Annotated in this window: 12 protein-coding genes; 10 read left to right on the top strand and 2 right to left on the bottom strand. The window is 33.3% G+C overall.

All coding sequences use genetic code 11. The annotated features are described in order from the left end of the window. Positions 1–27 precede the first annotated feature (27 nt). A complete protein-coding gene (locus tag IHE43_RS18360; RefSeq protein WP_192185245.1) occupies positions 28–774 on the bottom strand; it encodes a class I SAM-dependent methyltransferase in 747 nt (248 codons plus the stop codon). Between the two features lie 82 nt (positions 775–856). Next, positions 857–3,622 (bottom strand): TonB-dependent receptor, encoded by a 2,766-nt coding sequence (locus IHE43_RS18355; RefSeq protein WP_192185244.1) that lies wholly within the window; start codon positions 3,620–3,622, stop codon positions 857–859. Between the two features lie 324 nt (positions 3,623–3,946). Between IHE43_RS18355 and ychF the strand changes: the two genes are divergently transcribed. From ychF to IHE43_RS18305, 10 genes are all read left to right on the top strand, one after another. Continuing rightward, positions 3,947–5,041 carry a redox-regulated ATPase YchF gene (ychF, locus tag IHE43_RS18350; RefSeq protein ID WP_074656996.1) on the top strand — a complete coding sequence of 365 codons (1,095 nt, stop codon included), beginning with the start codon at positions 3,947–3,949 and terminating at the stop codon, positions 5,039–5,041. A gap of 454 nt (positions 5,042–5,495) precedes the next feature. Beyond that, positions 5,496–6,173, top strand: coding sequence for a TIGR02117 family protein (locus IHE43_RS18345; protein WP_192185243.1), 678 nt, complete (start codon positions 5,496–5,498; stop codon positions 6,171–6,173). Positions 6,174–6,288: 115 nt separating this feature from the next. Beyond that, a complete protein-coding gene (locus IHE43_RS18340) occupies positions 6,289–7,248 on the top strand; it encodes a YihY/virulence factor BrkB family protein (RefSeq protein WP_192185242.1) in 960 nt (319 codons plus the stop codon). Next, a complete protein-coding gene (locus IHE43_RS18335) occupies positions 7,245–7,769 on the top strand; it encodes an NADPH-dependent FMN reductase (RefSeq protein WP_192185241.1) in 525 nt (174 codons plus the stop codon). The genes IHE43_RS18340 and IHE43_RS18335 overlap by 4 nt, the downstream gene beginning before the upstream one ends. Positions 7,770–7,812: 43 nt before the next feature. Further along, a complete protein-coding gene (locus IHE43_RS18330; protein WP_225585201.1) occupies positions 7,813–8,751 on the top strand; it encodes a transglutaminase domain-containing protein in 939 nt (312 codons plus the stop codon). Positions 8,752–8,844: 93 nt separating this feature from the next. Further along, positions 8,845–10,020, top strand: a complete 1,176-nt coding sequence (gene pncB / locus IHE43_RS18325) for a nicotinate phosphoribosyltransferase (RefSeq protein WP_192185239.1) — start codon at positions 8,845–8,847, stop codon at positions 10,018–10,020. A 161-nt stretch (positions 10,021–10,181) separates the two neighbouring features. Beyond that, positions 10,182–12,050: a DNA topoisomerase IV subunit B gene (locus IHE43_RS18320; RefSeq protein WP_192185238.1), complete on the top strand. Its 1,869-nt coding sequence runs from the start codon at positions 10,182–10,184 to the stop codon at positions 12,048–12,050. A 152-nt stretch (positions 12,051–12,202) separates the two neighbouring features. After that, positions 12,203–14,923 (top strand): DNA gyrase/topoisomerase IV subunit A, encoded by a 2,721-nt coding sequence (locus IHE43_RS18315; protein WP_192185237.1) that lies wholly within the window; start codon positions 12,203–12,205, stop codon positions 14,921–14,923. A 151-nt stretch (positions 14,924–15,074) separates the two neighbouring features. Further along, complete coding sequence (locus IHE43_RS18310; RefSeq protein ID WP_192185236.1) at positions 15,075–15,842, top strand: hypothetical protein; 768 nt, start codon at positions 15,075–15,077, stop codon at positions 15,840–15,842. A 47-nt stretch (positions 15,843–15,889) separates the two neighbouring features. Beyond that, on the top strand, positions 15,890–16,381 hold the full coding sequence (locus IHE43_RS18305; protein WP_192185235.1) for a hypothetical protein: 492 nt from the start codon (positions 15,890–15,892) through the stop codon (positions 16,379–16,381). Positions 16,382–16,387 lie beyond the last annotated feature (6 nt).

Genomic DNA, 16,387 nt, shown 5'->3' with positions numbered 1-16,387 from the left:
AAAGAAAAAAAACACTGAATTTCAAACTCAGTATTTTTTTCTGGCTACAATAACATAAGTATCATAGGCATAGGTTTTTCTATCAATTGTTTGAAGTATTTCAAAATTATTTAAATATAAAAATAATTCCATTTCATTGAGTGTAAAAACACGAACTGTAGAAAAATCATTTTCAATTATCTCTTTTTTATTATTGTTTATAGCGTAATATTTTGCAGTCCATTCGAGCATAAAATTTTCCAGAGAATTATTGGTGTCCCAATGACTTTCTCTTATGTAATTAATGTTTTCGTATACAGCTTCATGAATTATAATGGGGTTTTCTTTTGTAAACGGAATAAAGCGGTTGGCATCAATAAAATCAAAAATAATCACGCCTTCCTTAGTTAGGTTTTTATAAACCGACTCAAAAGTTTTGTTTATATCATCATTGGTAATCAGATAACTTGTAGACCTTCCGGTAATAATAACAGCATCTACAGGTTCTTTTAATTTAAAGTCACGCATATCTCCCTGTATAAAAGATGAATTTTTATTTCGTTTTCTGGCAATTTCGATCATATCTTCACTGTAATCAAGGCCTTGATAATTTTGATTGTTTTCCTGAAATCGGCGGGCTAAATTTCCAGTACCACTTCCAATTTCCAGTACTGTAGAGGCATTATTTTTTTGAATGAGATTGTTGTAAAAAGTATATTCTTCGTCATAATTGACAAAAGTTTGATACATCGCATCGTATATCGCTGCCATTTTTCCATCATATAAATTTGCCATAGCTGTAATTTTAATCATAAAATTATAAAAAAAGGGCTTATCAAATGATAGCCCTTTTTAAAAATATTAAATCTTTTTTAAATTAGAATTTATAGTTTAATGATAAATTAAACATAGTTCCTAATTGGCTAAAATGGAATCCGTCGTATGTCATTTGAGAATAGCGTCCATTAAAAGTAATTAAGTTATATTGTGTTTTTGTCTGATCAGGATCTGCTAATATAGCATCCCCGGCAGCATTTTCGGATTTAAATTCCCATTCTGGTAAAACATTAAATAAATTGTTTACGTTTAAAGCCAAAGTTAATTTTTCTGTAGCATTAAAATTAACTCCTAAGTCAGTAACAATTTTAGGAATAAATTCCGTTTTTAAGTTTGCGTCTAAACCATCCTGATTAAAGGTTGTTTTTCCAAAATAAGTGTTGTTAAGAGAGAAACCAAACTTTCCGATTTCATAATTACCTCCTAATATCCATTTTGTATCAGGTCTTGATGTAAAAGTCAAAGAAGTCAATATGTCTCCAAATGAATTGTTTGTTACCGGAGAAATTCTTTCATTTTCAAAAGTAATATTTCCAGATAAATTAATTCCTAATTTACCTTCTCCAATTCCGATATTACTATAACCAGCAACTACATCTAAACCAGAAGTTCTTGAGTCAAAAGAGTTAGAGAACCAAGCTACATTTCCAAATGGAGTGTCTTGTCTATCTCCCAATACAATTCTGTCTTCTACTTTAATGTTGTAATAGTCTAAAGTAATATTAAAGTTTTGAAAAGGCTTTGCACCAACTCCTATTGTTATATTAGTTGATTTCTCAGCATCTAAAGGTGGAATATTTAACTGACGTGCCTGAGGTGAAACATTATTGATGATTCCACTAATTTGAATTCCTTGTCCTGCAACAAATGAATATTGCGATTTTTGAGTGTAAATTTGGTGTAATGTTGGTGCTCTGAAACCAGTTGATACAGATCCTCTTAAAGTTATTTTATCATCAAGGAATTTATATCTTGAACTTACTTTCCAAACAGTTGCTCCGCCAAAGTCACTATATTCCTCATGACGAATTGTACCATTAATTAAAAAGTCTTTCGTTATGTCATAAGCAAGGTCAAAGTAAACACCTACATTATAACGATTCCATTTTCCTGAATTCTCAGGTCTGTTTCCTGCAAAAGAGTCAGCACCCGTTCCATCCCAAGAGGCTTTGTCTCCTTCAATAACTGTGAAATATTCACTTCTAAACTCAGATCCAAATCCAATACTGATTTTGTCTGAAACAATTTTCGAAATATCAATATTTCCAACAAGATGATTAAAAGAAGTTCCACCTGGTTTAAAAGAAATTGGGCTATTTTCTCTGTAAACATTATTGCCGTCTGCATCAACAATATTCGATCTGTTAACAGAATTATTTACAGAATAAACTTGTTTGTTCCCGCCTACAGTAACACTGGCATCTGTATTCCATCCGTTTTTAACGTTTTTAAAACCAAGTGTTCCATTGTAATCCGTCAAATCTCCTTCAAAAGTAGGTCCATATCCATCGTAAGAAGGGTTGGCATCATCACCATTTCCAAAGAAGTCATTAAGATATGGATCACCTGATAAAGGTCGCCAGTACGGAGTTCTAAAGTTGGCAAAAGAGTTTACTTTTTTGTAAACGTAGGCAGCATTGTAGTATAAGTTTGTATTGTCACTAATTTCATTTCCACCATTAATTAAAAACTTCGCCGCAGCTGTTTCTGGTGAACCATTAACGTTTCTTGCATCAGGATGCCTTTTTAAATAATCATTAACGACTTGTATTCCGGCAGCATTATCTGCTCTAATAGAGGTCGGCGTTGCCCCGTTACTCCAATTTTCCGGATTTTCCGGATCTACATATACAAAATCAGCATATTCCCCGCCTTGTAGTGGTTCATTATCTGGTCCTAAATGACTTGTTCCTCCATCAACTGTTCCAGCCCTGTTTGCTAATTTTACTTTAGAAAAATCAATCGTATAGTTTAGAAAACCTTTTTCTCCAACAGTTGTGCCACTGTTTAAACTTACTCCAAGCATTTCTCCATCTCCTTCAGAAGTAATTCCACTTCTTAAAGTTACAGATCCTGCGTTATTGTTTTTCTTTAAAATGATATTCATAACACCTGCAATCGCATCAGAACCGTACTGTGCAGATGCGCCATCACGCAAAATCTCTACTCTTTCTATCGCATCTGTTGGGATAGCAGAAATATCTGCCCCCGTTTCTCCACGTCCCGGAGAAGTCTGCACATAAAGTAATGAGCTTAAGTTTTTACGTTTACCATTAATAAGGATTAAAGTTCTGCTTGGTCCCATATTTCTAATTTCGTACGGATCCAGTAATGAAGTTGCATCATTTACAGGAGTCTGTACTGTATTAAATGATGGAATTTTGTACTGCAATGCCTTATCGAAAGTAGCTTGCCCTGTTGAAGTCAAATCTTTAGCAGATAAAACATCAATAGGTAATGCACTAGTAGTATTACTTCTTGCAGCTGTTCTCGTTCCTGTAACTACAACTTCATCCAGATTTTGACCGCTCTCTTCAGATAGAGAAACATCAAGTACTGAAGTATTAGCTGTTTTTGTAACACTGCTGTAACCCATATAACTAAAAATTAAAGAAGCGCCTTCTTTAACAGTTATTTTGTATGAACCGTCTAGATCGGTAGATACGCCGTTGTTGGTTCCTTTTTCTAAAATGTTAACTCCAGGCAGAGGTGTTCCTGTGTTATCCTTTACTACACCTGTAATTTGCTTCTGCGCAAAAATGAAGACGGTGTTAAATAGAAATAATAGTACTGCAATTTTTCTCATGTTAAAACTAATTTTGGTTAAAAATTCAATAGTGGTTTGTTAAATATCTTGATAAATGTAATGTTATTTAACAAAATATTAGTAATAAGTTTGTTTTTTTTTAAGAAAAATCGGCAGAAAACATTAATCGTCATTTTTACTTCACTTACGAGCTATTAAATCTTATATTTGCAAAATTTTAAAGCTAAAAAATATCATTTTGGCAGAAACAAAAATCAATAAATAAAATTATAAACCATTAAAAATGACTTCTATATAAGTAGAAGTATTGATGGAAAAACCTGAGTAACTTCAGGATCAAATAAAAATAAACAGAAACAACAGATGAAAGCAGGAATTGTAGGATTACCAAATGTTGGAAAATCAACATTATTTAATTGTTTATCTAATGCAAAAGCGCAAAGTGCTAACTTTCCGTTTTGTACAATCGAACCTAATATTGGTGTTGTAAACGTTCCGGATCCAAGAATCAACAAATTAGAAGAATTGGTTAAACCAGAGCGCGTACAAATGGCAACAGTTGATATCGTAGATATCGCAGGTTTGGTAAAAGGTGCAAGTAAAGGTGAAGGTCTTGGAAACCAGTTTTTAGGAAACATTAGAGAGTGTAACGCTATTATTCACGTTTTACGTTGTTTTGACAACGACAATATTGTTCACGTTGACGGAAATGTAAACCCAATTCGTGACAAAGAAACGATTGACATCGAATTGCAGTTAAAAGATTTGGAAACCGTTGAAAAACGCTTGGAAAAAGTAAATCGTGCTGCTAAAACCGGAAATAAAGAAGCGCAAACTGAAAAAGCACTTTTAGACAGAATCAGAGAGTCATTATTGCAAGCTAAATCAGCTCGTACTATTATTCCTCAGGGGAATGATGAAGAAGTTTTAATGGAATCTTTTCAGTTGATTACAGCAAAACCGGTACTATACGTTTGTAATGTTGACGAAAACTCAGCTGTAAACGGAAACAAATATGTAGATCAGGTTCGTGAATTAGTAAAAGACGAAGATGCTGAAGTTATCATACTTTCAGTAGGAGCAGAGGCTGATATTACCGAATTAGAAAGCTACGAAGAGCGTCAGGTTTTCCTTGAAGATATGGGATTAACTGAGCCGGGAGCTTCAGTTTTAATTCGTGCAGCTTACAAATTATTAAAACAACAAACTTACTTTACCGCTGGTGTAAAAGAAGTACGTGCCTGGACAATCAACATTGGCTCAACTGCGCCACAAGCAGCAGGAGTTATCCATACTGATTTCGAAAAAGGTTTCATACGTGCAGAGGTAATTTCATACGAAGATTATGTTCAATACGGTTCTGAAGCAAAAGCAAAAGAAGCAGGAAAATTTAAAGTAGAAGGAAAAGAATATATTGTTAAGGATGGCGATGTAATGCACTTCCGTTTCAACGTGTAGTTTTTAGAGAATAGAATCAAGAATAAAGAGAATAGACAAACTGCTGAATTTTTTCAGCAGTTTTTTTTATGTTCAAATAAATCTGCCAGATCTGCTAAATCTGCGAGAAACAAAAAAGACAAAGCAAAAAAAATCACGCAAATCAGTCCAAATCCGTGTCATCTGCGTTCCATTTTTCAGGACCTGTTCCCAGCTTTACTCTCCAAGATTTTTTGTGAATTTATTTTTTTGTCCGGCATAAAAAGAGCTTCCTTCGGTCGCTTTTTTATCACCACAAAAAATATAAATCCACAAAAAAATGCTTTCCGTTTTAATCTGGGGTAGTCAGTAAAATATTGATGTTCTATGTTTTTCGTAAAAGGTGAGATGCAAAAAAAGTTACTTCTAAATTTTTTGGCTTAAAAATTGGTTACTTCAAAAAACACCTTTTATAAACCCAAAAAACATCAACCAAATGCTAAAAAAATCTTTCAAGGTTCTAGGCTGGACTATCCTCGGAATCATCACTTTTTTTGTTTTATATTTAATCTCTATGTACCTGATTTCAAAAATTACGGTCAATTCAGATATTGTACAAGTTGATGAAAAAGACGGAATTCCAATTTACATTCTTTCCAACGGAGTTCATACTGATATTGTAGTTCCGGTTGCCAATGAAATTAAAGATTGGCGAAAGGAAATACAATTCAGCCAGACACAGTCCAAAGATACATTGGCAACACTGGTAGCTTTCGGTTGGGGAGATAAAGGTTTTTATTTGCATACGCCGGAATGGTCAGACTTAAAAGCAAGTACGGCTTTAAAAGCAATCTTTGGAGTAAGTTCTTCGGCCATGCATACATCATTCTATAAAGGACTTTCAGAAAATGAAAATTGCAAACGCATTTATATTTCAAAAGAGAACTATAAAAAGCTAGTTTCTTATATTTCAGAAAGTTTCAATAATCCAACAAATCCCGAATGGATTCAAGGATACAGCTACGGAAAAAAAGATGCTTTTTATGAAGCCAAAGGAAGCTACAGTCTTTTTTATACATGTAATACCTGGGCGAATAGCGCTTTAAAAGCCGCCAATCAAAAAGCAAGTTTGTGGACGGTTTATGATAAAGGGATTTTTTGTCATTATCAGTAAAAGGACACAATTAAAATTATTTATAACATGGTAAAAATGTAATTTTTGTCTCAAAAGCGACAATTCAAAATTTTGGGAATTTCATAAATTTGAGAGAATATCAAAAATACTGTAAATGAAAATTAAAAATATATTCGCCAAAACCTGGTTTCTCTTAAAAAATACCTTTTTAGAGTTTGACGATGATAATGCGATTAAGCTAAGTGCAGCATTAGCTTATTATACCATATTTGCCTTGCCGCCTTTATTAATTATTATCATCACAATTTGTGGTTTCTTTTTTGGAGAAGAAGCTGTAACAGGAGAATTGTACGGACAAATTAATGGTCTGGTAGGTAACGGCGCGGCGAGTCAAATTCAGGAAGCTATAAAAAATGTGCAGTTATCTGGCGATAATGTTTTTGCAACAGTATTCGGAATCGTTATGCTATTAATTGGAGCATCTGGAGTTTTTGCTGAAATACAAAGCTCTATAAATTTTATTTGGGGATTACGTGCAAAACCAGATAAAGGAATTAAGAAATTTATTCAAAACCGCTTAATGTCGTTCTCGATGATTGCTTCGGTTGGATTTTTAATGTTGGTGAGTCTTTTTATAAGTACAACTTTAGACTTGCTTAGTTCACGTTTAAAAGTACATTTTCCGGAGAGTACAGTTTATTTATTCTATGTGGTTAACATACTTATTGTCCTGGCGAGTATTACAACTCTTTTCGCAATCATTTTTAGAACATTACCTGATGGAAAAATAAGATGGAAAGACGCTTTTATAGGATCAGGAGTTACAGCTATCCTTTTTATGATTGGTAAATTTGCAATTGGTTTTTATTTAGGAAGTTCTACCGTTGCATCTATTTATGGAGCGGCAGGTTCTGTAATTATTATTTTGATTTGGGTATATTATTCGGCAATAATTCTGTATTTTGGAGCAGAATTTACGAAAGTCTACGCAAAATCTTACGGAGGAAAAATCTATCCAAACGAATATTCAGTCGAAATAGTAAAGGAGATTTATGAAATCGACGAACCAAAAAAAGAACCAATAGAAGAAACATTACAAAAAGAGAAACCATGAAAATAGTAGCCTTTGGAGGAAGTAACAGTACGCAGTCAATCAATAAACACTTAGCCACTTATGCAGCAGGTTTATTCGAAAATGCAGAAGTTGAAGTTTTAGATTTGAATGATTTTGCCATGCCTTTATTCAGCGTTGATCTTGAAAAAGAAGTGGGTCAGCATGAACTTGCAAAAGCATTTCTTGCAAAACTTGGAAGCGCAGATATTTTAGTCGTTTCTTTAGCTGAGAATAATAACAACTATTCATCAGCATTCAAAAATCTATTCGATTGGTGTTCCCGAATCGTCAAAGAAGTTTTTCAGCAAAAACCAATGTTGTTAATGGCGGCTTCACCTGGCTCAAGAGGAGGTGCTTCAGTTTTAGAAATAGGACGTAATGCCTTACCAAGATATGGAGCTGACATAAAAGCCACTTTTTCATTACCTGCTTTCAATGCCAATTTTGACTTGGAACAAAATAAAATCTCAAATGCTGAGTTAGATAAAGAACTTAGAGACCTTATTAAAGAATGCTTTTAATTTCATGAAAATAAAAAAAATCCTCCTATTCCTTTTTTTAAATATGCTTTTTCTTCAATATTCTATAGCGCAAAAATATAGCGCGGTGGACAATATTGTTTTGAAATACCCGAAAAATTTTAGTACCACAGAAGAATTAGCAAAAAGAATCGATAAAGATTTTAATTCAGATTACGACAAAGCAAGGGCAATTTACAGTTGGATGGCATTTAATATTAAATATGATTTTAATGCTTTTTTGAATCCTCCGGGAACACAGAGTTTTTCTTATCGAAATGAAGCAGAAAAACAGAGAAAAATACAAGAGTTGAATGATAATATGCTTCAAAAAGCATTCAAATCTCAAAAAGCAGTTTGTGAAGGTTTTACGCTTTTATATCAGCATTTAGCAGCATTAGTCGGAATAAAATCAGAAATTATTCGCGGGGATTCCAAAATAAGATTAGCGGACATTGGCAGAAAAAGCACTTCTTCAAATCATGCCTGGAACACCGTTTTAATTGATGGAAAATGGCGATTGGTAGACGTTACCTGGGGGCAAGGTTATTATGATAGTACTAAAGGCCGAATGGTAAAAGATTTTGAGCCTGCTTATTTTGATACAGAGCCCGATTACTTTTTCGCGAAACATTTCCCTGACTCAGGCTCTTATTTAGGTCATAAATTAAGTAAAGAAGATTTTCTTAACGGACCTTTAATTTATAATAAAACAATTGCAGGAGATAATAAAATTATAGCCCCTGAATCTGGAATTGTCGAAGTGAATAAGGGGGATAAAATAACATTTCAAATAAAAAATATTTCAAAATCTAGTCCCTTTTATTATTTAAATAAAAGAAATCAGGCTGTTAGAATTACAAATGGAAAAGAGCGAAAAGGTGGTTTGGAATTTCAAGTTACTTTTGATAATTCCATAGGAGATTACATTACATTTTTTCTGGATACAAATAGTATTGCTTCTTTTAAAGTAGTTTCGAAATAAATACGCCAGGATCTTTGTTATGGCAATTTTATTCTTTTCCCAAATTGCCGTATCTTAGCAGTTAGGGAATTTGAAAACATAGCAACTTGTCTTATGGAAACTACTTTTCTGAAATCAATCTTAGATAATGATTTCTATAAATTTACGATGCAGCATGCCGTAATAAGACTTTTTCCAAAAGCAAAAGTACGTTATGGTTTTATTAATCGAGGTAAACACATTTTTCCAACCGGTTTTGCAGATTTACTTCGAAAATCTGTTGATGCAATGGCTGATCTTCGATTGTCAAAAGACGAAAAAAGTTATCTATCACACTATTGTCCTTATCTTGATCCTACTTATTTAGATTTTCTGCAAGGATATAGTTATGATCCGTCTGAAGTTCATATTTCTCAGGAAGGTTCTGAAATAAAAGTTACAGTTGAAGGTTTTTGGTATCGTACTATTTTATGGGAAGTTTCTTTGATGGCTTTAATCTCTGAACTTTTTTATAAATCAAGTCATTTAATCCGCTTAAATGATGAAGCTATCAAAGAGCTTACTAAAAACAAAATTGACAATTATAATAAACTCGGAGTTTCTATTTTGGAATTTGGAACCAGACGACGCCATTCTTACGATGTTCATGTTTTGGTTAATGAAACATTATCTGCTTTTGGTGCTCAAAGTTTCATCGGAACAAGTAATGTGCATTTTGCAATGGTCAATAATAAACGACCTTTAGGAACACATGCACATGAATGGTTTATGTTTCATGCCGCACAATACGGATTTAAAATGGCAAATTTTATGAGTCTGGAACATTGGACACAAGTTTACGGAGGTGATCTCGGAATTGCCTTAACAGATACTTATACCACTGAAGTTTTCTTCAATCAATTTGATAAAAAATATTCCAAACTTTTTGATGGTGTTCGACATGATAGTGGCGATTCGGTGGAGTTTGCTCAAAAAGTGATTACGCATTATACCAAAATGGGAATTGATCCAAAATCGAAAGTCATTGTTTTCTCCGATTCATTAAATTATGAGAAGGTAAAAAACATTACTGATTTTTGTAAAGACAAAATTAAAATGTCTTTTGGTATCGGAACCAATTTCACAAATGACGTAGGACTTCCGTCGATGAATATGGTTATAAAGTTAACCGATACTAAACCTGATAATACACATTGGCAAGGTGTCGTGAAACTTTCTGACGAAAAAAACAAAAATACCGGAACGCCCGAAATGATTGCTTTGGCTAAAGAAGTACTTGGAATCAAGTAGTAATTTTTTGTTTTAGAACTGATTTTATCTACTTTTAAAGCTTGAATTTTTTTAAAATCAATTTAAATAAAATTCAAAGCTGTTATTATTCATAACAAAAAAAAAATACGCTTTTATTTTTTACGTAGAAATGGTACATTAGCCAAAAATCCAATTCATTTATGCTAGAGCAAAATCAATATAACGAAGATAATATCCGATCACTCGATTGGAAGGAACATATTCGTATGCGTCCCGGAATGTACATCGGGAAATTGGGAGATGGATCTTCGCCGGATGACGGTATTTATATTCTTTTAAAAGAGGTTTTAGACAACTGTATCGATGAGTTCGTAATGGGCTCTGGAAAAACTATTGAAGTGACTATCAAAGACAAAACGGTTTCGGTCCGTGATTATGGACGTGGAATTCCGTTAGGAAAAGTAGTCGATGTAGTTTCAAAAATGAACACGGGTGGAAAGTACGATTCTAAAGCTTTCCAGAAATCTGTTGGTTTGAACGGTGTCGGAACAAAAGCGGTAAATGCTTTGTCAAATTATTTTCGTGTAGAATCTGTTCGTGATGATAAACAGAAAGCAGCTGAATTTTCAGGAGGAAATCTGGTTTTAGAAGAAGATGTAATCGAAACAACAAAACGAAAAGGAACAAAAGTAACCTTTACGCCAGATGAAACGATCTTCAAAAACTACAAATTCCGTATGGAATATGTAATTAAAATGGTTAAAAACTATTGTTACTTGAACAATGGTTTGACGATTATTTTCAACGGAGACAAATATATTTCTGAAAATGGTCTTCGTGATTTATTAGAAGAAACCATTAGCGAAGAAGATTTAGAATATCCAATAATTCATTTGAAAGATCATGATATTGAGATCGCTTTAACGCATAGTAAAACACAATATAGTGAAGAATATCACTCTTTTGTAAACGGACAAAACACTACACAAGGAGGAACACACTTAGCAGCTTACAGAGAAGCACTTGTAAAAACCATTCGTGAGTTTTATAACAAAAATTTTGAAGCATCTGACGTTCGTAAATCGATTGTAAGTGCGATTAGTATCAAGGTTATGGAACCGGTTTTTGAATCTCAGACCAAAACCAAATTAGGTTCTACAGATATGGGTTCTGATGACGGAACGCCAGCAGTTTCAGTTCGTACTTTTGTAAATGATTTTGTGAAAAACAAACTGGATAATTATTTACATAAAAATACAGCCACTGCGGAAGCTTTATTGCGTAAGATTTTACAGGCCGAAAGAGAGCGTAAAGAGTTATCAGGAATTAGAAAACTGGCTACAGATCGTGCTAAAAAAGCCAATCTGCACAATAAAAAATTGAGAGATTGCCGTGCGCATCTTCCAGATACTAAGAATCCTAGAAATTTAGAAAGCACCCTTTTTATTACCGAGGGAGATTCGGCTTCCGGATCTATTACCAAATCACGTGATGTGAATACTCAGGCTGTTTTCAGTTTGCGTGGTAAGCCGTTAAATTCCTACGGAATGACTAAGAAAATTGTGTATGAAAATGAAGAATTCAATTTGTTGCAAGCAGCATTAGATATCGAAGATGGTTTAGAAAAATTAAGATACAACAACATCGTAATTGCAACCGATGCCGATGTCGACGGAATGCACATTCGATTATTGTTGATTACTTTCTTCCTGCAATTTTTCCCGGAATTAATCAAAGAAGGGCATTTGTATATTTTGCAAACGCCACTTTTCAGGGTTCGAAATAAAAAAGAAACCATTTATTGTTATTCTGAAGAAGAAAGAAGAGATGCCATTGAAAAACTAAAACCAAAACCAGAGATTACCCGATTTAAAGGTTTGGGAGAGATTTCACCAGATGAGTTCAAGAATTTCATTGGAGAAACCATTCGATTAGACCCAATTATGATGGACAAAAACACTTCGATAGAGCAATTATTGTCTTTTTATATGGGAAAAAATACGCCGGACAGACAAGAGTTTATTATCAAGAATTTGAAGGTGGAGTTAGACGCGGTTGAAGAAGTATAGAACACATGAATAAAAAAACATTGATTTACGTAGTATTAGCATTTATTGTAAGTTTTGCACTGACTTATATTCTTATAAAAAGCTACAAAAAGAAACAAAACCATACCATAGAAAACGTTCAGGTTAAATAAAATAATTCGGAATCAAAATAAATGAAAGACGAAGACGACAACATAATTCCAAATAACGAAGAGAATAATTCAGAAGAAAATCAGTACGATGAAAATCAGGAAAGTGATGATTCTGAAGAAATAATCAACGTAGATGCTAAGCATTTTGAAGGACAGCATTTTTACGAAAATGAAGAAGAAGAGGGCGAAGACGTAATAACGAAAGTCACCGGTATGTACAAAGACTGGTTTTTGGATTATGCTTCGTACGTAATTCTGGAACGTGCAGTTCCGGCTATTGAAGATGGTTTTAAACCAGTTCAGCGTCGTATTATGCACTCTTTAAAAGAGCTGGATGATGGCCGTTATAATAAAGTTGCCAATGTAGTTGGTCATACCATGCAGTATCACCCACACGGAGATGCGAGTATTGGTGATGCCATGGTACAAATTGGTCAAAAAGATTTACTAATTGATTGTCAGGGAAACTGGGGTAATATCTTAACGGGCGATGGAGCTGCAGCTTCTCGTTACATTGAGGCACGTTTGTCTAAATTTGCTTTAGAGGTTTTATATTCTCCAAAAATTACGGATTGGGGCGTTTCGTATGACGGCCGTCGTGCAGAACCAAACAATCTTCCGGTAAAGTTTCCGTTGCTTTTGGCACAAGGAGCAGAGGGAATTGCAGTTGGTCTTTCAACTAAAGTTTTGCCTCACAACTTCAATGAGTTAATTGATGCTTCGATCAAGATTTTAAAAGGAAAACCTTTTACATTATATCCTGATTTCATGACGCAGGGTATTGCCGATGTGTCTAATTACAATGATGGATTGCGTGGCGGACGTGTGCGTGTGCGTGCGAAAATTGCTCAGCTAGACAAAAATACATTGGTGATCACGCAAATTCCGTTTTCGACCAATACAACGACTTTAATTGATAGTATTTTGAAAGCCAATGATAAAGGCAAAATCAAAATCAAGAAAATTGAAGACAATACTGCAGCTGATGTTGAGATTTTAATTCATCTTTTCCCGGGAGTTTCTCCAGACAAAACTATTGATGCTTTGTTTGCTTTTACAGCCTGCGAAACTTCTGTAGCACCTTTAGGCTGTGTAATTGAAGATAACAAGCCATTGTTTATTGGCGTTTCTGAAATGTTGAAAATTTCAACGCACAGAACGGTTGATTTACTTAAACAGGAACTTGAAATTCAATTAGAAGAATTAAAAAATAAATGGCATTTCTCGACTTTGGAGAAAATCTTCATTCGTGAAGAAATGTATATTGATTTCAAATTGTATTCTGACAGAGAATCGTTGTATAAATATTTATACGATCGTTTTGAGCCATTCAAAAAATCTTTTGTCAGAGAAATCACTGACGATGATTTACAAAGATTGACTCAAATCCCGATGATTCGTATCACTCGTTTTGACTCTGATAAAGCCGATGATTTTATCGCTAAGTTAGAAGATGAGATGAAGGAAGTTGAACATAATTTGGCAAATTTAACCGATTTTGCTATTGCTTATTTTACCAAATTAAAAGAGAAATACGGAAAAGGCCGTGAACGTCAGACAGAGCTTCGTGTTTTTGATAATGTTGAAGCTACAAAAGTAGTTTTAAGAAATACAAAATTATACGTAAATCGCGAAGAAGGTTTTGTTGGAACAAGCTTGAAAAAAGACGAATATCTTACCGATTGTTCAGATATAGATGATGTAATTGTGTTTTTGCGAGATGGTAAAATGATCATCACCAAAGTAGATGCTAAGACATTTGTCGGAAAAGATATTATTCATGTCGCTATATTCGATAAGAGCGATAAGCGTACGATTTACAACATGATTTATCGTGACGGAAAATCAGGTCCTTCATATATAAAACGTTTTAATGTGACGGGTGTAACGCGTGACAAACCGTATGATTTGACCAATGAAACGGCTGGTTCACAGGTCGTTTATTTTTCACATAATCCAAACGGAGAAGCTGAAGTAATTACCATTTTATTGCGTCAGGTTGGAACAATCAAGAAATTGAAATTTGATATTGATTTTGCCAAGTTAGCCATTAAAGGTCGTGCTTCAAAAGGGAATTTAGTTACTAAATATCCAATCAAAAAAATTGAATTAAAAGAGAAAGGAATTTCGACTTTATTGCCAAGAAAAGTTTGGTTTGATGATACCGTAAAACGTCTGAATGTAGATGCTCGTGGTGAATTGCTGGGCGAATTTAAACCAAGCGATAAAATTCTGATCATAAATCAAAGTGGTAAATTGAAAGTTATTATTCCGGAATTATCGACTCATTTTGATGAAGACATGATTGTTCTGGAAAAATGGAATCCGAAGAAACCAATTTCAGCGATTTATTATGATGGAGAAAAAGAGCGTTATTATTTGAAGCGCTTCCTGGTTGAAAATGAAGGCAAAGAAGAAAGTTTTATTACGGAGCATCCAAATTCACAATTAGAAATCGTGTCGACAGATTATCGTCCGGTAGCACAGTTGATTTTTGCAAAAGTTAAAGGGGTTCAAAAAGAAGATTTGCATATAGATGTTGAAGATTTTATATCTGTAAAAGGTTTTAAAGCATTAGGAAATCAATTGACAACAGATAAATTAAAACAAGTCAATTTGTTAGATCCGCTGCCTTATGAAGAGCCAGTTGAAGAAATTCCGGAAACACCGGAAATTTTAGATGATGATTCTGTTGAAACTGAATTAGATGATGATGGCCAAATAGGTTTGGTTTTAGAATAAAAACGAAAAACGCTAAGAGAAATTTCTTAGCGTTTTTTTTATGTATACTTTTAATGATAAAGTCTTATTTTAATGTTTTTAAGACTTATTGAGATTATTTTTTGATTGGTTAATTATCTCCTTTGTAGGAATAATTTTAAAATAGAAACCAATGAAAAAATTACTTTGTTTATTTACTGTGGCTTTATTAGCCTTTACTTCTTGTTCAAAAGATGATAATGATTCTCCAAATCCAGCTTCATCAATTTTAGTTAAAAAAATAACTGATATAGATATTGATGGGAGTTCTGCAACTAGAAGTTATGTATATAATGGAAATAAAATTGTTAGTATTACGGACGAAGATAGTTCTATTTTAAAATATACTTACACTGGAGATTTTATTTCAAAAATTGAAGAAATTGATAAGAAAGGGGATCTTGCAGTAACGACTGAATACAGCTACACTAATGGAAAACTGACTAATGAAATCGAAAAAACTCCTAATGGGACTTACTACTTTAAAACTAAATATACTCATAATGCTGACGGAACTGTTTCTTATGACAATTTTAGAGGTACAGTTGCAACAGGTGTCGAACAAGAATATGGTGCGACTGGAAAATACACATTTAAAGATGGTAATTTTGTAAAACTTGAAGTTTCTTATTATGGAAACGAAAGTTCATATGTATATGAATACGATACTAAAAATTATCCTTTTAAAAATGTTACAGGCTTGAATCTACTGTTAGATGATGAAACAACAGCTAATAATGTTGTAAAAGAAACTTCCACTTCAGGGTCAGGAGCTAATATTGGTACGACTGTAACAACATATGCTTATAAATATGATGTAAATAATTACCCAACAGAAAAAATAAAAACTTATCCAAGCGGTAGTTCTACTGCAAGTAAAACTACCCAAATAACTTACTAATCGTATAAATTCATAAAAAGAAAAAGCAGATATTCCATGATTATAGGATGTTTGCTTTTTTAACATGGAAACAATTGCATAATGGCAAAAAAAATACTAAGCTAAATGACGACTATTATAATGTTGATATTTATCCGTATTTATACAAAGACTATCCTTTAAATAATAATTTTTCTATAAACAATAGAGACACAGATGAATTAGGTATCATTCCGGCAAAAGCAGTTTTGCTTAATTCCTATTATATGACTAGTATTGAAAATGATATAAATCAATCCTGGACAAAAACAAATTTTCCATTTAAATACAATTTGCCTTTGCTCTACAAACAAGACTGGGTTGATCTGAATAATCAGATTATTAATGCTTATATTAATGGAGACAGGAATGTTGAATCAATTACAAAATGTTTCCTCAATAGTAACTATTTATTCATGCGTTATGGGAATTATGAAATTCTAATGAAGTACAATTTGCCGGGAGATAAGAAATTAACAGAGTATATATATAAGTACAAAAACAATAATAAGTTTAGATAATCAGCA

The organism is Flavobacterium sp. MDT1-60, assembly GCF_014844035.1.
GTDB lineage: Bacteria > Bacteroidota > Bacteroidia > Flavobacteriales > Flavobacteriaceae > Flavobacterium.
The sequence above is the reverse complement of the archived record's forward strand: the minus strand, read 5'-3'. Positions and strand labels throughout refer to the sequence as shown.